Genomic DNA, 24129 nt, shown 5'->3' with positions numbered 1-24129 from the left:
ATGAATGAAAATCACTACTTATTATTAACGCCAGGACCATTAACGACAACAAAAACTGTAAAAGAAGTTATGTTATATGATTGGTGTACGTGGGATGTTGAATATAACACGATGGTGCAAGATGTAAGAAATAGGCTTGTATCGTTAGCAACAAAGGAAGAAGAAAAGTACACAACAGTTTTAATGCAGGGAAGCGGTACTTTTTCGGTTGAAGCAGTAATCGGTTCTGTTATTCCTACAACTGGAAAGCTGCTTATTTGTACAAATGGTGCCTATGGTAAACGGATTGTGCAAATGGCGGAGATGTTACATATAGATGTGGTGGTCAGTCAAACGGAAGAGTGGGAGCCTACTAATATTGTAGAAGTAGAAAAGTTATTACAGCAAGATAAAGAGATTACGCATATTGCCGTTGTTCATTGTGAAACAACGACAGGTATTATTAATCCAATTGTAGATGTATGTAAATTAGGGAAGCAGTATGGAAAAGTTACAATTGTTGATGCAATGAGTAGTTTCGGCGGTATTGAAATAGACATTGCTGATTTACAAATTGATTTTTTAATTAGTAGTGCGAATAAGTGCATTCAAGGTGTGCCTGGATTCGGCTTTGTTATCGCAAAGCGTGATGAATTGTTGAAGTGTCAAGGGCAGGCACGTTCATTATCTTTAGATTTATACGATCAGTGGGAAATGATGGAAAAACAAAATGGAAAATGGCGTTTTACGTCACCTACACATGTTGTACACGCTTTTTATCAAGCGCTCCTGGAACTAGAAAAAGAGGGCGGAGTAAGAGCACGTTACAATCGATATTATAACAATCAAAAACTATTAGTGAATAGAATGAGAGAAATCGGATTTAAGCCACTAGTAGATGAAAAATATCAATCTCCTATTATTACATCTTTCATTTATCCAGAAGCAGGATTTGAATTTCAGCAATTATATAACGAATTAAAGCAGTACGGATTTGTTATTTACCCAGGGAAAATTTCGAAAGTAGATACGTTCCGTATTGGAAATATCGGTGATGTACATGAAGAAGACATTAATCGTTTAGTTGATAGTATTGCTAAAGGAGTTGTTATAGGGTGAAAGTATTTTGTTTAGGTGGAGCAGGTAAAATTTGTCATGAAGCAATTTTAGATTTAGTACAATTTTCATCTTTTGAGACGATTACAGTAGCTGATTTTAATGAAGAAGAGGGCCTGAAAGTAGTAGAATGGCTCAACGATCCTCGCGTAGATTTTGTAAAAGTAGATGTAACGAATCATGAGGATACGGTTGCAAAAATGAAGGGCTATGACATTGTAATGGATGGCACGACGATAAAGCTAAATGGTTTGTCAACTCGTTGTATTGCTGAAGCAGGTTGTCACGGTGTGAATTTGAATGGATTTGGTGAAGAAAATGATTCGCATGCTATATTTGTTCAAAACGGAAAAACATGTTTACCTGGGTTCGGTATGACACCAGGTGTAACGCAAATGATGGCTATGCATGCAGCAAATCAACTAGATACTGTAGAGTCAGTTCGAGTAAGCCATGGCTCATACCGCCCAATTGCTTTTTCAGCATCAATTACAGAAACAACGACATATGAATATGATCCACATTTACCATCGCGTACAGTGTATGAAGACGGTGAATTTAAGCAAGTACCTCCGTTTGCGCGCCCAAGAGAAATTGAATTACCAGCGCCTTACGGAAAAACAACGCAGTATATAATCCCGCATTCAGAAACGATTACGTTGGCGAAGACACTGAAGGACAAAGGTGTTGTGCTGATAGAAACGAGAGGTACTTGGCCTGAGCAAAATATGCAGCTCATTCGTGCTTTATATGATTATGGTATATTGCGTAATGATCAAATTGAAATAAACGGTAGAGAAATAGGTATTATGGATTGTATTTCGAAGTATCTACTAAAATCGAAAGAAGGAAAGGAAACAGAGCTTTATGGTTATGCACTTCATGTAGAGGTAGTAGGTATGAAAAATAATGAAAAACAAAGGCATGTGTTATATCATACACATCCGTTATCTGATGGTTCTGTAGTAGGTTGGGAGCAATTAAGAGCTTATACAAGAAATGTTGGAATCCCATTCGGAGTCGCTACAGAGTTAATTGCAAAAGGAGTAGTTAATAAAGTCGGTGTTATTACTCCTGAAGAAGCTTTTGAAAATCCACAAATCATTTTTGACGAATTAGAAAAGCGTGGTATTTATATTCATGAAGAGATTTCTACTTACAAAGAAAATTATAACTTTGTATAAGTAAGGCAGTTTATGAGGTAGATATAAATGGGGTGAGGCTATGTCTGTAGTAGGTGAAGAAAGAAAGCGAACAATTCTTGAGAAGGTAGAGTTTAAAGGGAAAGTAAAAGTTTCAGAATTAGCGAGAGAGTTTGCTGTATCAACAGAGACGATTCGCCGTTATTTAGAAGAATTAGATCGTGAAAAGAAGTTGAAGAAAGTGTATGGTGGAGCCGTTCAACTTCCGGGAGTTGGAATAGAGGCACCAATGTTAGAACGAGAGATGCTGCATATAGAAGAGAAGAAAAGAATTGGGTATAAAGCAGCAACGTTTGTAGAAGATGGAGATGTTATTGCGATTGATGATGGAAGTACACCACTTCAAATGGTACCATATCTTGTTCATCGTAAAAATTTAACGATTGTTACGAGTTCTTTTCCAGTAGCGACACAATTAATATCTTCTATTAATAAAAAGATGTTTCACGGTGAGGTTTTATTTATTGGTGGAAAAGTATCCCCAAAACATTCACGGGTGTCAGGGTCTATTTCACAGCAAGTAATCCATCAATTTCATTTTCATAAGGCATTCGTTTCGATTGATGGGTTGTTGCCAGGCTTTGGGGTTTCTAGCTTTGAATTAGAAAAGGCGAAACTTTCAGAAGCGATGATTAAGCTAGCTGAGAAAACATTTATTTTATGTGATCATACAAAGGTAGGCGTAAAAGGGAATTATAGAATAGCAGCATTTTCTCAAATTCAACATGTCATTTGTGATAAGAAAATGCCTTATAGTTTTGAAGAAGAAGTCAAAAAACATAATATTCAATGGACAATTTGCTAAATGAATTGAATACATCTAGACTCCCGCCTAATTTTTAGGTGGGAGTTTTACTATCAGTAAGTAACAAAATAAAAGATTTGTATTTATGCAAAAAAGTGGACACATTTTCTCATCTCGTTCATATAATTTACCAATACAAAAAAAGTTGGTCGAAGGAAAGAAGGGGAAGTATGTCAGAACGGATATATAATAAACTTGTATTGTATGCAAACATTTTGCAAAAAATTGGTGTTATTAATGAAAAGGAAAAAAATGAAATCCTTCATACGATAGGTAAAAAAGCCCTTTGAGTAAAGGGTTTTTTATTTTGTATCTATGGAAATTATAAACTTAATGTAATATTCCCGTTGACAATGATAATGATATTCATTATCATTTGTTATGTTAGTAATTGATAGGTATTATCAATTGGAATGTATATAAGACAAGGGGATATTATTTTGAAAAAAAGTTATATTAAAGCTCTAGTAGTAGCAACAACATTAGCTATTCCATTTGCTGCATACTCTACTCCAGCATTAGCAGCAATAAAAATTGAAGCAAACCAGTCGTTAGCAGCAGCCAGTGATCGCACGTATGATACTGAGATTAAAATATATAAGGATCAAAAAGATGAGCCATCTATGGTTTCTCAGTACATAAAAAATCCTAAAGTAGCAATTGAAGACGGGAAAAAAATTGTTACTGTAACAATGCAAGATAGCGATTATTTTCAATATCTTAGAATAGAAGATAGAAACCAGCCTGGTGTATTTCATGATGTAAAAGTTTTGTCAGAAGATAAGAGGAAAAATGGGACGAAAGTAGTTCAATTTGAAATTGGTGAATTTGAGAAGAAGCATAATATGCAAATGCATATACTTATTCCAGCTATTGGATACGATCACAAATATCAAGTTCAATTTGAAATTAAAGATCCAACTGTAAGCGACAAAGAAACAGAGAAACCAGATGATAACTCTAATTCAGGCAATACGGAAACAGATAATCCAGTTGATAATCAAAATATGATAACAGATAACAAATTAAGAGAACTTGTTAATAAAAAAGTATTTAATAGAAAAGATTTAAATACACCAATTACGAAAGAAGAGTTATTACAAGTAAAGGACTTGTTTTTAAACACGAATGAGATTCTTGATTATAGTGCATTAAAATATATGCCAAATTTAAAATCTTTAACAGTTGCGAATGCGAAGATAACAGATCCGTCGTTCTTTGCGAATTTAAAGCAATTAAATCATTTAGCTTTGCGTGGTAATGAATTTTCAGATGTAACACCACTTGTTAAGATGGATAATTTAGAATCTCTTGATTTGAGTAATAATAAAATTACAAACGTTGCACCACTAATTGAAATGAAAAATGTAAAAAGTTTATATCTATCAGGCAACCAAATAGAAGATGTAACAGCATTAGCGAAAATGGAACAACTAGATTACTTGAATTTAGCAAATAATAAAATTACGAATGTTGCTCCATTAAGCGCGTTGAAAAATGTAACATACTTAACTTTAGCAGGTAATCAAATTGAAGATATTAAACCGTTATATTCATTACCTTTAAAGGACTTAGTATTAACGCGTAATAAGGTTAAAGATTTATCGGGTATTGATCAAATGAATCAATTACAAGAGTTATGGATAGGAAAAAATGAAATAACAGATGCTACTCCTCTAAGTAAGATGACACAGTTGAAAGTTTTAAACTTACCTAACAATGAGTTAAAAGATATTACTCCATTATCAAGTCTAGTAAACTTACAAAAACTTGATTTAGAGGCAAATTATATTGCAGACTTAACACCAGTTAGCAATTTGAAAAAGTTAGTATTTCTAAGTTTTGTGGCGAATGAAATCCGCGATGTGAGACCAGTTGTGGAATTAAGTAAGACAGCATATATTAATGTTCAAAATCAAAAAGTATTTCTAGAAGAAGCAGAAGTAAATAAAGAAATGAAAGTACCTATATATGAAAAAGATGGTGAAATTTCTACGAAAATTCGATTGAAGAGTGATAGTGGTACGTATAGTAACGGTGTAATTAAATGGAGTACGCCAGGTGAGAAGGTATATGAATTTGGAGTGAAAGATCCATTTGCGGATACAGGAATCTTCTTTACAGGATCTGTAATTCAAAATGTAGTAGAAAGTAAAGGGGATAACACTTCTAAAGAAGATGAAAAAGTAGAAGTAGTAGAATTTAAAGATGTACCAAAAGGACATTGGTCAGAAGAAGCAATTAATTATTTAGCGAAAGAAAATATTTTCAAAGGATATGGAAATGGACAATTTGGATTTGGGGATAATATTACCCGTGGACAAGTTGCATCTTTAGTACAAAGGTACTTGAAATTAGAAAATAAAGTAGAGCAGAAAGAGATGTTTACAGATACGAAAGGGCATATGTTTGAGCAAGATATTGCTACAGTTGCACAAGCTGGAATTATGCAAGGAGATGGTACAGGGAAGTTTCGTCCAGAAGGAGTATTAACTAGGTACGAGATGTCAGTAGTATTACAAAAAGTATTTCGGTTAAAGGCAAATGAAAGTAATTTGGAGAACTTTAAAGACGTACCAACTGGTCATTGGGCAGAAGGATATGTGAAAGCTTTAGAGGATAATAACATATCAAAAGGTGACGGGAATGGGAACTTTTTAGGGGATAATTTCGTAACACGTGAACAATATGCGCAATTTTTGTATAATGCAATAAAAAGATAATAAATGAGAAAAATACGTTATTCTTTAATAAGAAGAATAACGTATTTTTTATATGTACAAAATCAAGTAAGAAATAGACAGGAGTGCTTATAGGTGATATGTCTATTTTTCTGATAGGTGCTGAAACCATATTGACAAAAAGGCATTCTCGTGTGATAATTCAATTAAATTTTTAGAATAATCAAAAAACATTCCTTTTACATAGAAAGGATTCGAACATTATATTAATATTACGCCGGGGGTGACGAAATGTTATTTTTTCTGAAGAAATGGAACGAATTAAAAGATGTGAAGGCAGAACTGGCACTTCGCGATTGGTTTTATGGTACAAAAATTAGTTTATCGATGTGTACGTCAAAAGAGCCATTAACATTTTTGGTAAATGTAGAGGGAAGAGATAAAGGAGTATTTTCTGAAGAAGACTTTATTGTAGTAAATTACATGTGTGAGCCAGTATTTGAAAACGAAGAAAAACCAGCTTCAGAGTCGTTTATGCATGCGGATATTTATAAAAAAAGCAGTGCAGAATGTATTTTACAAGTACAGACTGTAGATAGTCATTTAATGTCAGAGTTATATGGGAAAGAAGGAGAAGTGACATTCGAACAACGCAGCGTGGAACGTGTTTTTGGCAAAGAAGGCATTACAGAAATGACAATTCCAATTGTAGAAGATGAAAAAAAATTCGCTGATTTATTGGAAAGTAATGTTCCGAATTTTACTGAAGGTGGAGGAGTAGTCCTTGTTCATAATTACGGAATGATCGTGTGGGGAAAATCACCAGAAGAGGCGAAAAAATGGTTGGAAGGTATAGAATATTTAATGAACTACCACGTAAAGCTTTTAATGATAAAAGGGGCAAAAAGTTCTGTTATATAAAGGTGTATTCACAGTGGTTACCATTCTATAAAAATGAAAGCGTTTTAAAATTAAATTTCACTCATAAAATATAGGTCTCCTTATTATATATAGATTACATGTTGACATGTAAGGAGGAACATATTTTGCGAGTTAAATATCATTTTCTGCCAAAACAGCAAGTGACATTTTGCAAAACGAATGATTCTGGTGAAAAGGCTTTGCAAATTATGAATGAAACGGGATTTAGGGCGATCCCTGTATTAGCAGAAGATGAGAAGGAATTCACGGGGATTATTTATAAAGTAGATCTTTTAGAGAAGAAGTGTAATAGCGGATTAGAGCATGTAAGTACAGGAGATGTGCTGGAAGATTCAAATTCGTTTATTTTTGAAAAGGATTCTTTTTTTAGAGCTTTTTACGTGATTCGTCGTCTCCCGTTTTTAGCGGTTTTAAATGAATATAATGAATTTGTCGGTATTTTAACACATTCTAATGTATTTGATGTTATTGAAGATTCGTTCGGTATGCGGACGGGTGGTTATATATTAACAATTGCAACACAAGATTGTAAGGGAACAATTAAAGAGCTGGGGACATTGTTAAAGGCATACAATATAGGTGGACTGTTTACGCTTGATAATGGTGATCAATATATTCGCCGTATTATCGTAAATATATCAGATGAGTTAAATGAAAAAAGATTAAAGCAATTAATTGAAAAGATAGAGAAAAAGGGATTTAGGGTGAGTCATGTAGATCATATTTAAGTTAAAAAGGGAAGGTAGCTATCTGTTATATGTAGATAGCTACCTTTTTTAGTACGAGAAATGAATCTTATTTTGAAACAGGAGGTGGAGATAATACTAAATCAGATAAAAAAATGAAGTCTGCATGTTCGCGAACTTTAGGAATAGAAGTTTCAATAACACGTGATGTAATTTCACCTGGAGGACCAACGTGCCCGATAGCTACCATGATTGGTTTTTCTTGAATTTTTTTGATGAGTAATTGGGCTTGTCTTGAAATATGACTTGCCGTATATACATCATCAAAAAATAATTGATTTTCAATGATAGGCACCCCTAATTCTTTACCGATTTTTGGGACAACACTATTGGGATTTGTTTTACTATCTAAATAAAATAAACCGTGTTTTTTACAGGCAGAAAGTATAAGACGTACAATCCTTTCATCAGCGGTTACTTTTGATCCCATATGATTGTTCATTCCTATTGCATGAGGTATTTCTTGAATTGCTTGTTCGAGTCGGTTGTTTATTTCTTCATCGCTTAAATCTGTTGTAATCGCTTTCGGTCCAAGCCACTCTTTTTTTCCTCTAATTGGTTCCATGGGCATATGTATAATAACTTCATGCCCTTTTTTATGGGCAGCTATTGCATCTTGTTTAGTAGAAGGAAGAAATGGCATAACAGCAATAGTGAGTGGAATAGGAAGTGATAACATCCTATCAGTTCCTTTCATATTATTGCCGAAATCATCGATGACAATAGCAACTTTATTCGTATGAGCGTTTGCTTGAATAGGAAATAGGAAGAAGGGTATGAACAGGATGAAGACGAGAAATGTAATAGTATATTTGTGCATTTGAATATTTCCTTTCTATTTTATCCCGCTATTTGCGGGCAGTAAGATTCCCACCTCAAAATTCGGCTAGAGCAAAGAAGTTAGGTGGGAGATCCACTGTCCGTAAATGCCCGATTGGTGAGGGCTAATAATCAGCGGGGGATGAACAAAACCCTCACTGATTAAAGTTTCACTTTATCAATCATCATTATGTTTTGCGTTTTTACATAAATTAAACAAAAAATGTCGAAGAAAAGTACATTGAAAATAGAGAACCCACTGTTTACTGAGTATTTACAAAAAAGAAGATGAAAAAAATGTCTATTATTGCGAATGTATTTACAAAGATAGAATAATTTGTAATAATTCTCAAAGTGAGGGTAAAGATTTGTAAATTACAGGGGGAAAATGTTAAAATTTCTGATTCTTCAAATAGAATTAAATGTTTAAAGGGCTAAAGTAGAAGAGACGTTGAGAGCATGGGAGAATAATAAGGGGGATATGGATGTTTACTGTAAAAAGGAAGTACACATTAGAAAAGCTTTCGCATGATATTCATATGAAACGTGAAGAAATGATCCATTTAGGATTAACAAGTGGGTTAAATAGTATGGAGACAATTCAAGTTAGTCAAGAATTGGACAAGCTTATCGTACAGTATCAGAGTTACAAAGAAAGACAAACACCGAAATGGTTTTCAATTATAAAGGTCCCTATTTTTCAAATTGGGTATGAAGGAAAATCGAGCAATTTTTGGAGAATGCTTGTGGCTGGTTTTATGAAATAAGTATAATTATCCTTTTGGGATAAGGATAATTATACTATGTGTAATGGAATCTCTATATGAACTGTCGTTCCTTTGTTTTCTTTACTATCAATAAATATATGCCCGTTGTACATCTCTACAATTCGTTTACATATGACAAGTCCAAGACCTGTTCCAGTATCTTTATTAGTAAAGAACGGATGAAAGAGGTGTTTTTGAATATGTTTTGGAATTCCTTTTCCAGTATCAATAATTTGCAGTTGTGCGTGTTTTTCATTGTTTGTTACTACAATGGTTAATGTATCACCAGAAGCCATAGCTTCAATTGCATTTTTTGTAATGTTTAAAACCACTTGTTTCATATGGTCTTTTGAGCAAAGTATATGAACAGGTTGGTCTGGCAAATGTAAATGAAATACAATGTTATGTAGATTCGCCTCAGATTGAATAATTAATGCTACCTCATTAAGAATCGTTCTTACATCATATGTTTGTTCAATGATGGCAGTTGGCTTTCCAAGAATAAGAAATTCGCTTACAATTTCATTAATCCGTTCTATTTCTTGTTCGATTATGGAAAAGTAGAACTGATCCTGGTCATCTTTATATTTCTCTTTTAACAGAGCAACGAGTCCTTTAATTCCAGTAAGAGGATTACGGATTTCATGGGCTGTACTAGCTGCAAAAGTTCCAACCAATTCAATTTTTTGCAGTTCATTTTGTTGTCTTTCCAGTTTTGTTTGACGTTTTAATAACATATATTGAGCAAGTAAAAATAAAATAGACAGTAAAAATAAAGTAGCTATACACTCTATTAAAACTAACTGGTATAAAGTTTGTTGATGAATAGGTAACGGAGAAACAGAGACCTTCCAATTTAATCTTTGGAGTGGGGTAGTGAGCATGTTAGAATGCCCATCGTTTGTTTCATTATTATCATCAGTTAGAAAAACTACATCATGTTTATCAGTCACTTCGAAATGATATTGTGGTTTAATAGCATTTAAAGAGGCTGAAATGTAGTCAAAACGTAAACTCGCTAATAATAAGCCTGAGAGTTCCTTTTGTCTATTAAATATTGGAGAGGCAATCATAATAGCTTGATGTCCAAGAACGCGATCTGTAATAACTGATGATACAGTTGTTTTCTTAGATTGTAATGCATCTTGAATGTATTGGCGGTCAGAAACGTCAATAGGCGGCGAATCGCCTTCAGATGCGATTGTAATCATCCCATCTGTTGTAGAGTAATATAGACCAGAAAATCGTGCATCGTTTCCATCCGTATCATGTACAATCTGTTTAATTCCATTGATGTTTCCAGTTTCGGTCCCTACGACTTTTGCGAGCATTTCTAAGGCAGATATAGCTTCGCCAAGGTGATGGTCTAAATAGTCTCTATATAAAAAGAGAACAGTGTGAGCAGATAGTTTGTTTTCTTGTTTCATTTGATAAGTGTGATACGAAAAAAATGTGGCACCGATCCCTATCGTTGGCAGTATAACAAGCAGTATGTAAAAAACTATGCTTTGTAATTTGACTTTCAAATTTGGTACTCCTTCTTTTTTATTATCATTATATATAAACTATGTTAAAATTGTCATGTTTTTATTCAAGAATCATTTGCATTACATTAGGGAAATGAAAAGGGATGAGTGAATATTCATTTGTAAATTGTAATGAAGTACTACGTTGCTTTTCTTTTTGTTGCGGAGAATTTAAGTGAAGGGTTGAAATGGTATGACATCAAATAATGAGCGAGAAGATATTTCTCAATCTTTAAAAGTATTTATTGCATTATCCCGTGTACATCGTTCTGTTATGGATACTACAAATAAATCCATACAAAGTAACGGATTAAATCCAACTGAGTTTGCTGTATTAGAACTACTATATCATAAAGGAGGCCAACCACTTCAGCAAATTGGTGAGCGTATTTTAATAGCTAGTGGCAGCATTACATACGTTGTAGATAAGCTCGAGAAAAAAGGACTAGTAAAGAGGATCCCATGCCCGAATGACAGACGTGTTATTTATGCGCAATTAACGGAGTCTGGGGAGAGCTTTATTGCTTCTATTTTTCCAGGGCATGAGCAAGTTATACATCAGTCTTTCGAAATGTTAACGAAAGATGAAAAGGATGAATTACTTGATCTATTAAAAAAAATTGGAAAGTATGAAAAATAATAATACGTTCCAAAGGAGCTTTGGATAAAGAAATCCAAGGCTTTTTTGTTTACATGTAATTATGACAGTAGCTGCTGTATTTTGCTGAAAAATAAGAGGATATTTGGAAGTGAGCATTGAATTATAGTAATGATGCATATAATGGAGAGGGGGCTCGTTCATGTCATTTAAAGACTATGAATATAAACGGCCAAATATTGAAGAATTAAAAGAGAAGTTTACTGTTGCTTTAGAAAAGTTCGATAATGCAAAAACGGTTGAAGAACAAAAACAAGTAATTAATTCAATTAATGAAATTCGTAATGATTTTGGTACAATGGGGAATCTTTGTTACATTCGTCATTCTGTTGATACGACAGATGCTTTTTATAAAGAAGAGCAAGATTTCTTTGATGAGTACTCTCCAGTTGTACAAGGCTATGGAACAAAATATTATAAGGCGTTAATGAATTCTCCATTCCGTGAAGAATTAGAAGCGTATTATGGAAAGCAATTATTTGCTCTAGCTGAATGTGATTTAAAAACATATTCAGATGAAGTAGTGAAAGATTTGCAATTAGAGAATAAATTGTCTTCACAATATACACAGTTGTTAGCATCTGCAAAAATTGACTTTGCAGGAGAAGAAAGAACGTTATCACAACTTATTCCGTTTATGCAAGGAAAAGAAAGAAGCGAACGTAAAGCAGCAAGTGAAGCATACTACGGATTTTTAGCTGGGAATGAGGAAGAGTTAGACCGTATTTATGATGAGCTTGTTAAAGTGAGAACAACAATTGCAAAAACACTTGGTTTTAAAAACTTTGTTGAATTAGGATATGCGAGAATGTATCGTACAGATTATAATGCTGAAATGGTTGCGGACTATCGCCAGCAAGTATTAGATTATATCGTTCCGGTTGCAACAGAGTTAAGAAATAGGCAAAAAACACGCATTGGTGTAGAAAAGCTCGCTTATTATGATGAAAACTTTGAGTTTGCTACAGGTAACCCAACTCCAAAAGGTGATGCGGATTGGATTATTAATCACGGGAAAACGATGTATAAAGAATTATCAGCTGAAACAGATGAATTTTTTAATTTCATGCTAGATAATGATTTATTAGATTTAGTTGCGAAAAAAGGAAAAGCTGGTGGTGGATATTGTACATATATTGAGAATTATAAAGCGCCATTCATTTTCTCAAACTTTAATGGAACGTCTGGTGACATTGATGTACTAACACATGAAGCTGGTCATGCTTTCCAAGTATATGAAAGTCGTAAGTATGAAATTCCGGAATACAATTGGCCAACATATGAAGCGTGTGAAATTCATTCGATGAGTATGGAATTCTTTACATGGCCGTGGATGAAGTTATTCTTTGAAGAAGATGCGGAAAAATATTATTTCTCACACTTAAGTTCAGCACTTCTATTTTTACCGTACGGTGTATCTGTAGACGAATATCAACATTATGTATATGAGAATCCAGAAGCATCGCCAGCAGAACGTAAGTCAGCATGGCGTAACATAGAGAAGAAATATTTACCACATCGTGATTATGAAGATAATGATTATTTAGAGCGCGGTGGTTTCTGGCAACGTCAAGGCCACATTTATAGCTCACCGTTCTATTATATTGACTACACGTTAGCTCAAATTTGTGCACTGCAATTTTGGAAACGTGCAAGAGATAATAGACAAGAGGCTTGGGAAGATTATGTGAATCTTTGTCAGCAAGGTGGAAGTAAATCATTCTTAGAATTAGTAGAAGTTGCAAATTTAACATCGCCATTTGCTGAAGGTTGTGTAAAAAGTGTAATTACAGAAATTGAAGCGTGGTTACGTGCTGTTGACGACACAAAATTGTAAAAAATATGCGCTTTTTTTCACATGTTTAACATCGACATAATGGAAAAATGATGAGATAATAAAAGAAAATTCAGAATTATCTAAGGGGTGTTTCTAATAAGGAGCACCTCTTTTCACCAACAAAAGGGGGGAAAGCATTATGCTTCAATCTAATATGGATGTTAGTTTAGAAACTTTAGTCCACTCATTACAGTCTACACGAAGCACGCTGTTATCAGAAATTGAAATGTTAAATGATACGGAGGTGAATGTAAAGCCACGTCGTGATAAATGGAGTATTATTCAAATTTTGCATCATTTACATTTAGTTGAACAGTCTGTCACATCTGCCCTTGTATATGCTTTGCAAAAAAAAGAAAGAAAAATTGCTCCATTTAAAGACCTCCAACTTACGCTTGATCGCACATATAAACGGGAAGCTCCTCAACAAATGAAACCAACAGAAACATTAATGAAGAAACTGCAAGGAATTCAATTACTAGAACATTCACGACAAGAATTATTACATGCACTTCATAGTGTGATAGATGAAAAAGAATTATTTGAAAATGGATTGAAACATCCTATTTTTAATGATTTGAATTTATACCAATGGGTTCAATTTTTGGATTTGCACGAACAAAGGCATCTTACACAGCTAAAAGAAGCAAAACATGCAATTTTACAGCGATAAAGTGAAACTTTAATCATTGGATGGCATCCCGCACTGATTATTATTCTTTACCGATCGGGCTGCCCTCAAATAACGGGATAAAGTGAAAGAAGCGGTGAACCGCTTCTTTTCCTTTTTTACTCATGCATAGTTTTCTTTCTCATTTTGGAATACTACATGGAGAAGAGAAAAGGAGTTGAAAAGTATGTCAAAGAAAAAGAGAGAAGAAGAGCGCGCTTGGAAAGCTCGGAAAGAGAATCAAAAACCACATGGAAAAGTGAAAGCTTTTGCAGAATTAGTTGAAGGAACAGAAAAAACGTGATGAATTTCATCACGTTTTTTGTATGATTGGGAAAGTTAATAAAAATGTTGTACCTGTTCCTTTTTCACTAATAATATCAATCTTTCCATTCATTGCTTGAATGACACTGAAGACGACCATCATCCCGAGTCCGGTCCCTTTTTCTTTCGTCGAGTAGAAGGGTGACCCGAGGCGTTTTACTTGTTCTGGATCCATACCAACGCCTGTATCTTTTATATATAATTGTATATGTTTATGGTCTGGAACTAATGTAAGAATAAGGTCACCACCGTTAGGCATAGCCTCAATACAGTTTTTAAAAATATTTAATAAGCATTGGTTCAGCTTTTGCCTTTCACCAGCTATAAAGAAAGATGTACTTTGTTTTATGTAATGTATACGAACATTCGTTAAATTGGCAAGAGGTGTAATCAAAGACAACGCATGAAGTAATTCTTCCTCTACTTGTAATTGTTGTTCTTTTTCAATACTCGGTTTTGCAAAAGTTAAGTAGTCGGTAAGAACATGATTTGCTTGTTCGATCCCATTAATGGCTATGTCGATATATAATTTTCGTTCCTTCTCAGAGCACGTATTTGACTGTAAAAGTTGCAAAAATCCTTTCGTTGAAGTTAAAGGATTACGAATTTCATGAGAGATGGAAGCCGCCATTTCGCCGATTAAATGAAATTTCTCAGCGTTCATAAGTTCATTTTGGAGACGAACTTGCATTTGTAATATGTGTAGTAAATATAAAATAAGGATCGTGCCAATCATCGTACATAGTTCGTACACAATGATATGTGGTATATAATCTGCATCATTTGTAACACTTGCAAGGAAAAATGGTATCCAACCAAATCCATAAGTAAGACTGTAAAAAATAGCAAGTGTTATTTTTATATGATTAGAACTTCGATTGAAAAATTTGTATGTTAATAGTAGAACAATAAATAGGAGAATAGAAGCGATAAAGGATGGAAACGCACCTATTCCTCCTAATAAAAAGCGATAAATGTTTAATACAGCTAAAATAGAACCACCAGCAATAGGCCCTCCCGTTAACGTACCGACAATTAATACGATATGTCGCATGTCGAACTGAAAACCATTATTTGTTTTTGCTGCAAAAGTGATACATAGTATGGTAGCGAGGCAACACAATACAATAAATATAGCTGAATTTAATTTAGGAGATCGTTTCCCTTTCTGATTCCAAAATAAATGATATACGAGCATTGTAACGAGAATAGATAATATATTTAAAAAGAGGTAAATAATAAAGAGTTCCAGTGGGATGCCTCCTCTCTTCTAACATTAAATTAATCATACTATAAAATGAAAGAAATGAAATGAGAAATAGCGGAAAAATCAGAAATTTTTTATGGTAGTATACAATATGTTACAATAAGCTTTGTCAATGAAAGAAGAAATTCCATGCACTGCATGGGAGAGGTTCGCGAACTCCCTCTATAAAAAACTATGGAAACAACAATATCCTTAGGTATTGTTTTGTTTTTTTATTGTGACAGTTCAAGAACGTTCTTTCTTCTTATTCGTAGTAGAGAAGGAGAATGAGTGAAATGAAAAAAGAAAAAGCAGTTGTTGTTTTTAGTGGTGGACAAGATAGTACAACATGTTTATTTTGGGCGATAGAGCAGTTCGCAGAAGTGGAAGCTGTAACGTTTAACTACAATCAACGTCATAAGTTAGAAATTGATTGTGCAGCAGAAATTGCGAAAGAGCTAGGTATTAAACATACGATACTAGATATGAGTCTATTAAATCAACTTGCTCCAAATGCGTTAACGAGAACGGATATGGAGATTACACATGAAGACGGTGAATTGCCATCGACATTTGTAGATGGACGAAATTTACTATTCTTATCATTTGCTGCTGTATTAGCAAAACAAGTTGGAGCACGTCATATTGTAACAGGTGTATGTGAAACTGATTTTAGTGGTTATCCAGATTGCCGTGACGTGTTTGTGAAATCGTTAAACGTTACATTAAATTTATCTATGGATTATCCGTTTGTCATTCATACACCACTTATGTGGATTGATAAAGCAGAGACATGGAAATTATCTGATGAACTTGGTGCATTCGAGTTTGTTAGAGAAAAAACATTAACATGTTATAACGGAATCATTGGTGATGGTTGCGGTGAATGTCCAGCATGTCAACTTCGTAAAGCAGGATTAGATACGTACTTACAAGAACGCGAAGGAGCGAACAACTAATGGATAATTTCTTTGGATTTCGCATCGTAGAAAATTTGCAAAAAATGGACAAGGATATTCAGCGTGAACAACTCAAGTATCATAATAGAAGAGTAATGGTCAGCAAGGAATTTACATTTGATGCAGCGCATCATTTACACTGTTATGAAGGTAAATGTAAAAATTTACATGGCCACACATATAAAGTCGTATTTGGAATTAGCGGATATGTAAATGAAATAGGCCTTGCAATTGACTTTGGAGATATAAAAGAAATTTGGAAAAATGAAATAGAAATTTATTTAGATCATCGTTATTTAAATGAAACATTACCAGCAATGAATACGACTGCTGAAAATATGGTAGTTTGGATTTATGAAAAGATGGCAGAAGCATTAACAAAAGATAATCGTGCGAGTGAATACAAAGGAGCGCGTGTTGAATTTGTTCGTTTGTTTGAGACACCGACTAGTTATGCGGAAGTAAGACGGGAGTGGATGCTCGATGAGTAAAATCCCAGTCTTAGAAATATTTGGCCCGACTATTCAAGGTGAAGGAATGGTTGTAGGACAAAAGACGATGTTTATCCGTACAGCTGGCTGTGATTATAGCTGCGCTTGGTGTGATTCTGCTTTTACGTGGGATGGATCGGCTAAAGATCAAATTAGACAGATGACTCCAGAAGATGTTTGGAATGAGCTTGTAGAAATTGGTGGCGAAAATTTTTCTCATGTTACGATTTCAGGGGGAAATCCAGCATTGCTGAAAAATATTGAGTTTCTTCTTTCTATATTAAAAGAGAATGGAATGCGAACAGCAATCGAAACGCAAGGGAGTAAATGGCAAGATTGGTTACTTCAAATTGATGAGATAACGATTTCTCCAAAACCACCAAGTTCGACGATGAGTACTGATTTTCAGAAGTTAGATGATGTGATTCAGAAACTAGCAGGAAAAGATATTAGTTTAAAGGTAGTAGTATTTGACGATTATGACTTTGAGTATGCAGTTAAGATGCATGAACGTTATCCAGATGTGCCATTTTTCTTACAAGTAGGGAATGATGATACAAAAACTGTGGATGATGCGATGCTAATTAAAAAATTATTAGATAAGTATGAATGGCTTATTGAAAAAGCGGTTAACTGTAAAGAGATGAATAATGCAAAAGTATTGCCGCAGCTTCATGCGTTAGTATGGGGAAATAAACGCGGAGTATAATGAGAAGGGATGTTTAAAATGGCAGGAAGATTAGATGAAGATTTAAAAGATGTAACATTATTAGGAAATCAAAATACAAAATATTTATTTGAATATAGCCCAGAAATTTTAGAGGTATTTGATAATAATCATCCAAACCGTGATTATTTTGTGAAATTCAATTGCCCTGAATTTACAAGCTTATGTCCGAAAACAGGCCAACCAGATTTTGCAACAATTTATATTAGCTACATTCCAGAACAAAGAATGGTAGAGAGTAAATCTTTAAAGCTATATTTATTTAGTTTCCGCAATCATGGTGACTTCCACGAAGATTGCATGAACGTTATTATGAATGATTTAATTAAATTAATGGATCCGCGTTACATTGAGGTATGGGGGAAATTCACACCACGTGGAGGGATTTCAATTGATCCTTACTGCAACTATGGTCGCCCAGGAACGAAATATGAACAAATGGCAGACTACCGCATGATGAACCATGATCTATATCCAGAAACAATTGATAATCGTTAATATATAATAGAAAGAAAGGATCTGTATGTTATACAGATCCTTTCTTTCTATTATATTATGCATTTTGATTAATGACAGTATAGTTTTTATGACTTACAACTGTAAGAGGTTCCATATCTAGTTCTCTAAAATTTTCCATAATTGTTATATCTACAATAACGGAGTTTTGATTTACTTTTTGAACACGGCCTTGCATTCCACCTTTAAATTCAATGATATCTCCAGTTTCTGCGATCTGCATAAGCAACTCTCCTTGTTACAGTTTTCCCAAAAAAGAATAATTTTGGTTTTTTTTATTTCCTCTTATTTTGAACCATATTGTCTAGTTTGTAAATGTTTCCAAAGTAAAAATTCGAAAAATATTCACTTTTTGTAAGAAAATATGTGAAAAAAATATTGTTAGGAGAGGAATGATGGAAATGCATACATCTTTATATGGGAGTATAATAAAAAAGATACAATGACCTACTAAAGTAGGAGAAATTAGGGGCGGTAAAATGATGTTTGAAATTGTGGGGAGCTTTATAGCGATTTTATTATTTTTATTTTCTTATATACAGTTGAAGAAAATGCGTCAACATGAAACAACTACATATTTTGATGGACTGGATGGTTTGCATACATCGATAACGCATGATAGTAGTGGGGATATGTAATGATGTATAACTTTCTTTTTATGCATGGTATGATGGCAATAAGAAATAGTACATAATATAGTTCGTAAGTGATGAATGGGGAGTGGAAAGAATGAGAATTTCTTTTATTCGTCATGGTCGTTTGGATAGTGCTATAGAGCCAATGACAATTATTTCATTTCGTGAATGGATGAAGCAATATGATTTAGGAACTACGGTAAAAGAAGCTCATATACCGATTGAAACAATTGAGGCGATTACAACAGCGAAATTGGTCGTAACGAGTGATCAGAGGCGCGCTGTGCAATTAGCAGCCGAATTAACGGATTCTTTATCTTTTGTGCAAAATCCTCTTTTTAGGGAAGCTGAAGTTCCGACAGGTTTTTATGCTCCAAAATGGTTGAAATGTAAACCTAATGTATGGATGTTTATTGGACGTACACTATGGATAGCTGCTTATAGTAAGGATGTTGAGTCTTATAAGGAAGTGCGAGAAAGAGCAAGGCAAGCTGCTAATATGTTACACCGCTATGCGCTCGTACACGGACATATTACTCTTGTAGGTCATAGTTATTTCAATGTGATGATTGGGACTGAACTGAGGGCAATAGGGTGGTCAGGTTCGCCTATTTTCCATAGGAAGCCGTGGGGATGTACAACGTATACATTTCGTGAGGCGATGGATGGAAATGTATTAAATACGAATTTAACATAAAAGAGACTGTCCCTTTGGCAGTCTCTTTCTTTACATAACAAGCAAAAAGAATTGTCCTTTTAAGATATAGAAACTAATGACCGTAATGGTTTTATTAGATGGGCATACGGTTCACCAACGAGCATAACGATGTTATCTTTTTTGTAACCAAGTTTTTCATATAGTGAAAAAGCGCGTTTGTTTTCTAAATTAACAAGTAAGGCGATTTTTTCATGACCTTTTTCAGTTGCATGAAGTTCAGCTGCATCGATTAATTTAGAGCCAATGCCACGTCCACTGTACATATTTGAAACTGACAACGTGTCAATATAATACTCATCAAGTTCAGCTTCTTTTTCTAACGTAATGGATTCGTCTTCATGTAGTTCTCTTAAGTGGTGTACGATTGGTGCATCAAGTTGTTCAGCGTTACTACCGTGATAAACGACAATAACCCCAACTACCTTTCCATCTTGTTCAGCCACTAAACAGTTTTCATAGCTCAATCGATTATTTTCTTTTGCGAACCATGTTTCAAGTCCTAGTATCACTTTTGCTTCAACTGTGCTACCTGTGATTTTTTCAGCAATTTCGTGCAGAGCGTTATACAGTAAAGGTGCTACTCCTATCGCATCTGTCTTTTTTGCTTTCCGAATCATAGTATCCCTCCTAGTTCTATGCATATATTGTAGCATAAAATAAAATAACAAACAGTGGATTGGAACTTTGTTATACAGAGCGTCAAAAAGTTTGATATAGAGAAGTAGCTATGTTAGTATATGATATTTAGTGCGAATATAATAAAGTGATATAGCTATAAAAATAATGAAAGTGAATTACATAATAGTAACGGGATAATTTTACCGTTGTCGACCTATAGAAGATGCGATAAAATAAACTATTGCAGAGAGGTGAAATACATGGATAAACAATTAGCAAATGCAATTTTGGATCAGCTGAAAAATGGTGAAATAAAGGAGTATGTTGCGACGAAAGATGTATTTTATACGTTCAGGGAAGTTGTTGTAAGTCGAGAAGATTTTAGACATATTATCGGGAATGCACAGCGCGGTGGACAGGTAATTTATACATATTCAGAAACACCACGTTCATAAATAGAAGATAAAGGAGAGGAGAATTATGGGAGATTTTAAACAAGGCATATTACCACATTGGGATTATATGTGGAAAGATAGAGCTGGGAATAGGTTTATGGGAATGGTTATGTATCCAGAGAAACGAAAATGTTCAGCAAAAATGCTTCAGAAAATAAAAAGAGCATATGAGCAAGCTGTAGAAATTAAAGTAACTGTACAAGTTCAACATACATATCAATACGTAGAAGGAATGATCGTATACTTTGATGAAGAAGCTCCTGTATGTACAATGCTCGATAAAGATGAGAATCCACATCATATATTTATAAAAGATATTTTGCGTATTGAGCATCCGGAATAATTTTTTTCATAAATAAATTGAAGTTCCATAATAATAATCTTTTTCTATAATAGTTATCTTTTAGTATGTAACGAGGAACGAAAGTATATGTATAATATTTAATAAAGTAAAATTGATAAATGTAATCGTTTTTTAGAACAGATTATCGTTTAATGTCTGTTCTTTTTTGCGTGATGCTGGAGAAATATATTACTCCAGCATTTACTGTTTTATGACAAAAAATATTGTCAACTTTTTTTAAAATAAGGTTAAATTCGTTGACAACTTTTTTGAAAAGCACTTTATTGACATGAGTTTTAGAATGTTGTTTCATAGTCTTTGTATTGAAAAAAATCGACGGTCATGTCGAAAAGTAAAAGTTAAAAAAAGAAAGAATTTATACATATATCTTGTGTCTTATTTTGAAACGTAATACAATATATAGAGAAATCAAGAAACGACATACAGAGAATATAGATTGGAGAGGGAGGGTCGGAAATGTTAGTTGCATATGATTCTATGACAGGAAACGTGAAGCGTTTCATCCACAAATTAAATATGCCGGCCGTTCAAATTGATGAAGCTCTAGTATTAGATGAAGACTTTATTCTTATTACGTATACAACAGGTTTTGGCAATGTACCGGAACGTGTTTTAGACTTTTTAGAACGCAATAATGAAAAATTAAAAGGCGTATCTGCAAGCGGCAATCGTAATTGGGGAGACATGTTTGGTGCAAGTGCTGACAAAATTTCTACTAAATATGAAGTGCCTATTGTATCAAAATTTGAGTTATCTGGAACAAATAATGATGTAGAATATTTTAAAGAAAGGGTGCGGGAGATTGCGACACATTGAACTGAATAATGAAATCACGCAAATGCAGGATGGTTTTTATCAGCTTCATAAAGATAAAGAGGCATTAGAAGTCTTTATGGAAGAGGCTAGAGAGAATACCGTTCCTTTTAATAGCGTGGCAGAGCGAATGGAGTATATGAAAGAACACGATTACTATTACAACGTTCTGGACGAGTATAGCTTGGAGGAAGTAGAAGGAGTATATAACATCGCTTATGGTGAAAACTTCGAGTTCCAATCTTATATGGCAGCATCTAAGTTCTATAAAGATTATGCGTTAAAAACGAATGATCAAAAACAATACTTAGAAAGCTATGAAGATCGTGTAGCAATTGTGTCACTATACTTAGGACGCGGTGATGTTGCGAAGGCAAAACAATTCGCAAGCATGATTGTAAAACAAAACTACCAACCAGCGACACCAACCTTTTTAAATGCGGGAAGAAGCAGAAGAGGAGAAATGGTGTCTTGTTTCTTGTTAGAGATGGACGATAGCTTAAATTCAATCGGCTTTAACATTAATACTGCAATGCAATTATCGAAAATCGGTGGTGGAGTAGCTTTAAACTTATCTAAGCTACGTGCACGTGGTGAGCAAATTAAAGGTATTGATAACGCCGCAAGTGGTGTAGTACCTGTTATGAAATTGCTTGAAGATTCGTTTTCATATGCGAATCAACTTGGCCAACGAAAAGGTGCCGGCGCTGTATACTTAAACATTTTCCATTGGGATATTATTGAATTTCTTGATACAAAAAAAATAAATGCCGATGAGAAGAGCCGTATTCAGTCCCTATCAATCGGAATTATCGTTCCAAGTAAGTTCTTTGAACTTGCTGAGAAAAACGAACCTTTCCATGTTTTCGCGCCTTATACAGTATTTAAAGAGTACGGAAAACATTTAGATGATATAGATATTGATGAAATGTACGATGAATTAATGAGCAATCCGAAAGTGAAGAAGAAGCCACTAGATATTAGTGCACGTGATATGCTGATTAAAATCGCTATGATTCAGCTTGAGTCTGGTTACCCATACTTAATGTTTAAATCAAATGCAAATAACCAGCATCCATTGAAGAATATTGGAACTGTGAAGATGTCGAACTTGTGTTAAATATGTAGCACCTTCTAGTAGAAATGCTAGTCGAACACTCCGTTAAACGGGGAAAGCCTCAAGTTTGAGGTAACCTACCGTGCTAAATCTTATCTTAGAATGAAAATATAAAAGTTCAGAATGTATCTTATTATTTTGTATAGCAGAGTTATCGGACAACATAAAGTAATAAGAGACTTTCTGAAAGATTAAGATAAGTAAAAGCCTAACGACTATCCCATTTGGGAGTAGAGCGCAAGCGATTGGCGTTCGAAAAGCGGAGCACCTAACCAGGTAATGCTGTAGGTGATGATATAGTCTGTCCTGTATGGTGACATACAGCAGTTGCATGAGCAACGGACTGAGTAGTAGCGAACTCGGTTGAACATTCGAGACAGAAATCTTCCAGCTTCAAGAAACTTCTGAAATAAATGATTACGGTACAGATGACATTATCCGTCGTGATATTAACTGTAACTTAGGATCGTTAAATATCGTAAATGTAATGGAAAATAAAGAAATCCGTGAAGCAGTTCATGCGGGAATGGAAGCTTTAACAGCTGTTTCTGATATGACGATCATTCCGAATGCGCCAACTGTAAAAAAAGCAAATGATGAGCTTCATTCAGTTGGACTTGGAGCAATGAATTTACACGGATATTTATCAAAAAATAAAATCGCATATGAAAGTGCAGAAGCGAAAGAGTTCGCTCGTACATTCTTTATGATGTTAAATTACTACTCGATTGAGAAAAGTATGGAAATCGCTAAAGAAAAAGGCGAAACATTTAAAGACTTCGATAAGTCTGATTATGCGAACGGCACATACTTTGAAAAGTATGAAACGACAGATTACAGCCCAGTAACTGAAAAAGTTCAGCAATTATTTGAAGGAATTCATATTCCAACAAAAGAAGATTGGACAAGTTTAAAAGAGCAAGTGAAGAAGAATGGATTATATAATTCATATCGTCTTGCTATCGCTCCTACACAATCTATCAGTTACGTTCAAAATGCAACTTCAAGCGTAATGCCGATCGTAAGTCAAATCGAATCAAGAACGTATGCGAATGCGACAACATATTATCCAATGCCATATTTATCAAAAGATACATTCTGGTACTATAAATCTTCTTACGACATGAATCAGTTTAAATTAATTGATTTAATCGCAGAAATTCAGGAGCATATTGACCAGGGAATTAGTACGATTCTTTACGTTAATAGTGATATTTCAACACGTGAGTTAGCACGTTACTACATCTATGCACATAAAAAAGGCTTAAAGAGTCTGTACTATACAAGAACACGTAAGTTAAGCGTGGAAGAGTGTGTGGCTTGTACTGTTTAATATAAAAAGTGTGACATTATGAGCAGGGTTTTCTGAACCCTGCTCATGCTTAGTTATCAATTTTT

General features: G+C 34.2%; 26 protein-coding genes, 1 pseudogene and 1 riboswitch. Of the genes and pseudogenes, 22 read left to right on the top strand and 5 right to left on the bottom strand.

Annotated elements, in window-relative coordinates:
• From phnW to cbpA, 6 genes are all read left to right on the top strand, one after another.
• The gene (gene phnW, locus ACP6L7_RS05620) at positions 1–1098 is read left to right on the top strand and encodes a 2-aminoethylphosphonate--pyruvate transaminase (RefSeq protein WP_097830159.1); all 1098 of its coding nucleotides are present in this window, start codon (positions 1–3) and stop codon (positions 1096–1098) included.
• Positions 1095–2279: a saccharopine dehydrogenase family protein gene (locus tag ACP6L7_RS05615; RefSeq protein ID WP_097830160.1), complete on the top strand. Its 1185-nt coding sequence runs from the start codon at positions 1095–1097 to the stop codon at positions 2277–2279. Before phnW ends, ACP6L7_RS05615 begins: the two co-directional genes overlap by 4 nt.
• Positions 2280–2319: 40 nt before the next feature.
• Complete coding sequence (locus ACP6L7_RS05610) at positions 2320–3102, top strand: DeoR/GlpR family DNA-binding transcription regulator (RefSeq protein ID WP_097830161.1); 783 nt, start codon at positions 2320–2322, stop codon at positions 3100–3102.
• A gap of 440 nt (positions 3103–3542) precedes the next feature.
• Positions 3543–5825: an NEAT domain-containing leucine-rich repeat protein gene (locus tag ACP6L7_RS05605; RefSeq protein ID WP_097830163.1), complete on the top strand. Its 2283-nt coding sequence runs from the start codon at positions 3543–3545 to the stop codon at positions 5823–5825.
• 249 nt (positions 5826–6074) lie between these two features.
• The gene (locus ACP6L7_RS05600) at positions 6075–6704 is read left to right on the top strand and encodes a class II aldolase/adducin family protein (protein WP_097830164.1); all 630 of its coding nucleotides are present in this window, start codon (positions 6075–6077) and stop codon (positions 6702–6704) included.
• Between the two features lie 125 nt (positions 6705–6829).
• On the top strand, positions 6830–7453 hold the full coding sequence (gene cbpA, locus ACP6L7_RS05595) for a cyclic di-AMP binding protein CbpA (RefSeq protein WP_071744763.1): 624 nt from the start codon (positions 6830–6832) through the stop codon (positions 7451–7453).
• A 67-nt stretch (positions 7454–7520) separates the two neighbouring features.
• Here cbpA and ACP6L7_RS05590 read toward each other — a convergent pair whose 3' ends face one another.
• Positions 7521–8291, bottom strand: a complete 771-nt coding sequence (locus tag ACP6L7_RS05590) for a divergent polysaccharide deacetylase family protein (RefSeq protein WP_430528906.1) — start codon at positions 8289–8291, stop codon at positions 7521–7523.
• Between the two features lie 484 nt (positions 8292–8775).
• Here ACP6L7_RS05590 and ACP6L7_RS05585 point away from each other — a divergent pair, with 484 nt between their 5' ends.
• On the top strand, positions 8776–9057 hold the full coding sequence (locus ACP6L7_RS05585; RefSeq protein ID WP_097830166.1) for an aspartyl-phosphate phosphatase Spo0E family protein: 282 nt from the start codon (positions 8776–8778) through the stop codon (positions 9055–9057).
• A 29-nt stretch (positions 9058–9086) separates the two neighbouring features.
• Here ACP6L7_RS05585 and ACP6L7_RS05580 read toward each other — a convergent pair whose 3' ends face one another.
• A complete protein-coding gene (locus tag ACP6L7_RS05580; protein ID WP_097830167.1) occupies positions 9087–10583 on the bottom strand; it encodes a DUF3149 domain-containing protein in 1497 nt (498 codons plus the stop codon).
• 193 nt (positions 10584–10776) lie between these two features.
• Between ACP6L7_RS05580 and ACP6L7_RS05575 the strand changes: the two genes are divergently transcribed.
• From ACP6L7_RS05575 to ACP6L7_RS05560, 4 genes are all read left to right on the top strand, one after another.
• Positions 10777–11223 carry a MarR family winged helix-turn-helix transcriptional regulator gene (locus tag ACP6L7_RS05575; RefSeq protein ID WP_000203343.1) on the top strand — a complete coding sequence of 149 codons (447 nt, stop codon included), beginning with the start codon at positions 10777–10779 and terminating at the stop codon, positions 11221–11223.
• Between the two features lie 160 nt (positions 11224–11383).
• Positions 11384–13078 carry a M3 family oligoendopeptidase gene (locus ACP6L7_RS05570; protein ID WP_097830168.1) on the top strand — a complete coding sequence of 565 codons (1695 nt, stop codon included), beginning with the start codon at positions 11384–11386 and terminating at the stop codon, positions 13076–13078.
• A gap of 139 nt (positions 13079–13217) precedes the next feature.
• A complete protein-coding gene (locus ACP6L7_RS05565; protein ID WP_097830169.1) occupies positions 13218–13751 on the top strand; it encodes a DinB family protein in 534 nt (177 codons plus the stop codon).
• A gap of 184 nt (positions 13752–13935) precedes the next feature.
• Positions 13936–14052, top strand: a complete 117-nt coding sequence (locus ACP6L7_RS05560; RefSeq protein WP_000038354.1) for a DUF6254 family protein — start codon at positions 13936–13938, stop codon at positions 14050–14052.
• A gap of 9 nt (positions 14053–14061) precedes the next feature.
• Here ACP6L7_RS05560 and ACP6L7_RS05555 read toward each other — a convergent pair whose 3' ends face one another.
• A complete protein-coding gene (locus tag ACP6L7_RS05555) occupies positions 14062–15270 on the bottom strand; it encodes an ATP-binding protein (RefSeq protein WP_097830170.1) in 1209 nt (402 codons plus the stop codon).
• A gap of 207 nt (positions 15271–15477) precedes the next feature.
• Positions 15478–15521, top strand: a riboswitch (PreQ1 riboswitch).
• Between the two features lie 93 nt (positions 15522–15614).
• On the opposite strand from ACP6L7_RS05555, the gene queC reads away from it, so the two are divergent.
• From queC to queF, 4 genes are read left to right on the top strand one after another with little or no spacing between them, the layout of a single operon-like run.
• Positions 15615–16277, top strand: a complete 663-nt coding sequence (queC, locus tag ACP6L7_RS05550) for a 7-cyano-7-deazaguanine synthase QueC (protein ID WP_097830171.1) — start codon at positions 15615–15617, stop codon at positions 16275–16277.
• Positions 16277–16768 (top strand): 6-carboxytetrahydropterin synthase QueD, encoded by a 492-nt coding sequence (gene queD, locus ACP6L7_RS05545; RefSeq protein ID WP_097830172.1) that lies wholly within the window; start codon positions 16277–16279, stop codon positions 16766–16768. The genes queC and queD overlap by 1 nt, the downstream gene beginning before the upstream one ends.
• On the top strand, positions 16761–17477 hold the full coding sequence (gene queE, locus ACP6L7_RS05540; RefSeq protein WP_097830173.1) for a 7-carboxy-7-deazaguanine synthase QueE: 717 nt from the start codon (positions 16761–16763) through the stop codon (positions 17475–17477). Before queD ends, queE begins: the two co-directional genes overlap by 8 nt.
• Before the next feature lie 18 nt (positions 17478–17495).
• On the top strand, positions 17496–17993 hold the full coding sequence (gene queF / locus ACP6L7_RS05535) for a preQ(1) synthase (protein WP_000918895.1): 498 nt from the start codon (positions 17496–17498) through the stop codon (positions 17991–17993).
• Between the two features lie 55 nt (positions 17994–18048).
• Here the strand turns inward: queF and ACP6L7_RS05530 are convergent, their stop codons facing one another.
• Positions 18049–18234, bottom strand: a complete 186-nt coding sequence (locus ACP6L7_RS05530; RefSeq protein WP_001165081.1) for a YkvS family protein — start codon at positions 18232–18234, stop codon at positions 18049–18051.
• Positions 18235–18490: 256 nt separating this feature from the next.
• Between ACP6L7_RS05530 and ACP6L7_RS05525 the strand changes: the two genes are divergently transcribed.
• Together ACP6L7_RS05525 and ACP6L7_RS05520 are read left to right on the top strand one after the other, a co-directional pair.
• A complete protein-coding gene (locus tag ACP6L7_RS05525) occupies positions 18491–18649 on the top strand; it encodes a hypothetical protein (RefSeq protein ID WP_097831843.1) in 159 nt (52 codons plus the stop codon).
• A gap of 91 nt (positions 18650–18740) precedes the next feature.
• Complete coding sequence (locus ACP6L7_RS05520; protein WP_097831842.1) at positions 18741–19343, top strand: histidine phosphatase family protein; 603 nt, start codon at positions 18741–18743, stop codon at positions 19341–19343.
• 59 nt (positions 19344–19402) lie between these two features.
• Here ACP6L7_RS05520 and ACP6L7_RS05515 read toward each other — a convergent pair whose 3' ends face one another.
• Positions 19403–19981: a GNAT family N-acetyltransferase gene (locus ACP6L7_RS05515; protein WP_097831841.1), complete on the bottom strand. Its 579-nt coding sequence runs from the start codon at positions 19979–19981 to the stop codon at positions 19403–19405.
• 261 nt (positions 19982–20242) lie between these two features.
• On the opposite strand from ACP6L7_RS05515, the gene ACP6L7_RS05510 reads away from it, so the two are divergent.
• The 5 genes and pseudogenes from ACP6L7_RS05510 to ACP6L7_RS05490 all read left to right on the top strand — a co-directional run bounded on the left by ACP6L7_RS05510 (position 20243) and on the right by ACP6L7_RS05490 (position 24064).
• Positions 20243–20437 carry an abortive phage infection protein gene (locus tag ACP6L7_RS05510; RefSeq protein WP_097831840.1) on the top strand — a complete coding sequence of 65 codons (195 nt, stop codon included), beginning with the start codon at positions 20243–20245 and terminating at the stop codon, positions 20435–20437.
• A 25-nt stretch (positions 20438–20462) separates the two neighbouring features.
• Complete coding sequence (locus ACP6L7_RS05505) at positions 20463–20780, top strand: hypothetical protein (protein WP_071744777.1); 318 nt, start codon at positions 20463–20465, stop codon at positions 20778–20780.
• 477 nt (positions 20781–21257) lie between these two features.
• Positions 21258–21617: a class Ib ribonucleoside-diphosphate reductase assembly flavoprotein NrdI gene (nrdI, locus tag ACP6L7_RS05500; protein ID WP_000959445.1), complete on the top strand. Its 360-nt coding sequence runs from the start codon at positions 21258–21260 to the stop codon at positions 21615–21617.
• A pseudogene (locus tag ACP6L7_RS05495) lies at positions 21604–22731 on the top strand (ribonucleotide reductase N-terminal alpha domain-containing protein); the annotation flags it as partial. The gene nrdI and the pseudogene ACP6L7_RS05495, both read left to right, overlap by 14 nt.
• A gap of 382 nt (positions 22732–23113) precedes the next feature.
• Positions 23114–24064: a ribonucleotide reductase large subunit gene (locus ACP6L7_RS05490; RefSeq protein WP_306295567.1), complete on the top strand. Its 951-nt coding sequence runs from the start codon at positions 23114–23116 to the stop codon at positions 24062–24064.
• The last annotated feature ends 65 nt before the right edge of the window (positions 24065–24129 follow it).

The organism is Bacillus silvicola, from assembly GCF_050524305.1.
Lineage (GTDB): Bacteria > Bacillota > Bacilli > Bacillales > Bacillaceae_G > Bacillus_A > Bacillus_A cereus_AT.
Note: the sequence above shows the minus strand (reverse complement) of the source record. Positions and strands in the feature narration are given on the sequence as shown.

Excerpts from the sequence above, each read along its gene's own strand:
- ACP6L7_RS05610 (WP_097830161.1), top strand. The coding sequence starts at position 2,320 with ATGTCTGTAGTAGGTGAAGAAAGAAAGCGAACAATTCTTGAGAAGGTA.
- nrdI (WP_000959445.1), top strand. The coding sequence starts at position 21,258 with ATGTTAGTTGCATATGATTCTATGACAGGAAACGTGAAGCGTTTCATC.
- ACP6L7_RS05555 (WP_097830170.1), bottom strand. The coding sequence starts at position 15,270 with ATGCTCGTATATCATTTATTTTGGAATCAGAAAGGGAAACGATCTCCT.
- ACP6L7_RS05510 (WP_097831840.1), top strand. The coding sequence starts at position 20,243 with ATGGATAAACAATTAGCAAATGCAATTTTGGATCAGCTGAAAAATGGT.
- ACP6L7_RS05600 (WP_097830164.1), top strand. The coding sequence starts at position 6,075 with ATGTTATTTTTTCTGAAGAAATGGAACGAATTAAAAGATGTGAAGGCA.
- ACP6L7_RS05590 (WP_430528906.1), bottom strand. The coding sequence starts at position 8,291 with ATGCACAAATATACTATTACATTTCTCGTCTTCATCCTGTTCATACCC.
- queE (WP_097830173.1), top strand. The coding sequence starts at position 16,761 with ATGAGTAAAATCCCAGTCTTAGAAATATTTGGCCCGACTATTCAAGGT.
- ACP6L7_RS05585 (WP_097830166.1), top strand. The coding sequence starts at position 8,776 with ATGTTTACTGTAAAAAGGAAGTACACATTAGAAAAGCTTTCGCATGAT.
- ACP6L7_RS05575 (WP_000203343.1), top strand. The coding sequence starts at position 10,777 with ATGACATCAAATAATGAGCGAGAAGATATTTCTCAATCTTTAAAAGTA.
- ACP6L7_RS05560 (WP_000038354.1), top strand. The coding sequence starts at position 13,936 with ATGTCAAAGAAAAAGAGAGAAGAAGAGCGCGCTTGGAAAGCTCGGAAA.
- phnW (WP_097830159.1), top strand. The coding sequence starts at position 1 with ATGAATGAAAATCACTACTTATTATTAACGCCAGGACCATTAACGACA.
- ACP6L7_RS05530 (WP_001165081.1), bottom strand. The coding sequence starts at position 18,234 with ATGCAGATCGCAGAAACTGGAGATATCATTGAATTTAAAGGTGGAATG.
- ACP6L7_RS05570 (WP_097830168.1), top strand. The coding sequence starts at position 11,384 with ATGTCATTTAAAGACTATGAATATAAACGGCCAAATATTGAAGAATTA.
- queD (WP_097830172.1), top strand. The coding sequence starts at position 16,277 with ATGGATAATTTCTTTGGATTTCGCATCGTAGAAAATTTGCAAAAAATG.
- ACP6L7_RS05520 (WP_097831842.1), top strand. The coding sequence starts at position 18,741 with ATGAGAATTTCTTTTATTCGTCATGGTCGTTTGGATAGTGCTATAGAG.
- queC (WP_097830171.1), top strand. The coding sequence starts at position 15,615 with ATGAAAAAAGAAAAAGCAGTTGTTGTTTTTAGTGGTGGACAAGATAGT.
- ACP6L7_RS05565 (WP_097830169.1), top strand. The coding sequence starts at position 13,218 with ATGCTTCAATCTAATATGGATGTTAGTTTAGAAACTTTAGTCCACTCA.
- ACP6L7_RS05505 (WP_071744777.1), top strand. The coding sequence starts at position 20,463 with ATGGGAGATTTTAAACAAGGCATATTACCACATTGGGATTATATGTGG.
- ACP6L7_RS05515 (WP_097831841.1), bottom strand. The coding sequence starts at position 19,981 with ATGATTCGGAAAGCAAAAAAGACAGATGCGATAGGAGTAGCACCTTTA.
- queF (WP_000918895.1), top strand. The coding sequence starts at position 17,496 with ATGGCAGGAAGATTAGATGAAGATTTAAAAGATGTAACATTATTAGGA.
- ACP6L7_RS05525 (WP_097831843.1), top strand. The coding sequence starts at position 18,491 with ATGATGTTTGAAATTGTGGGGAGCTTTATAGCGATTTTATTATTTTTA.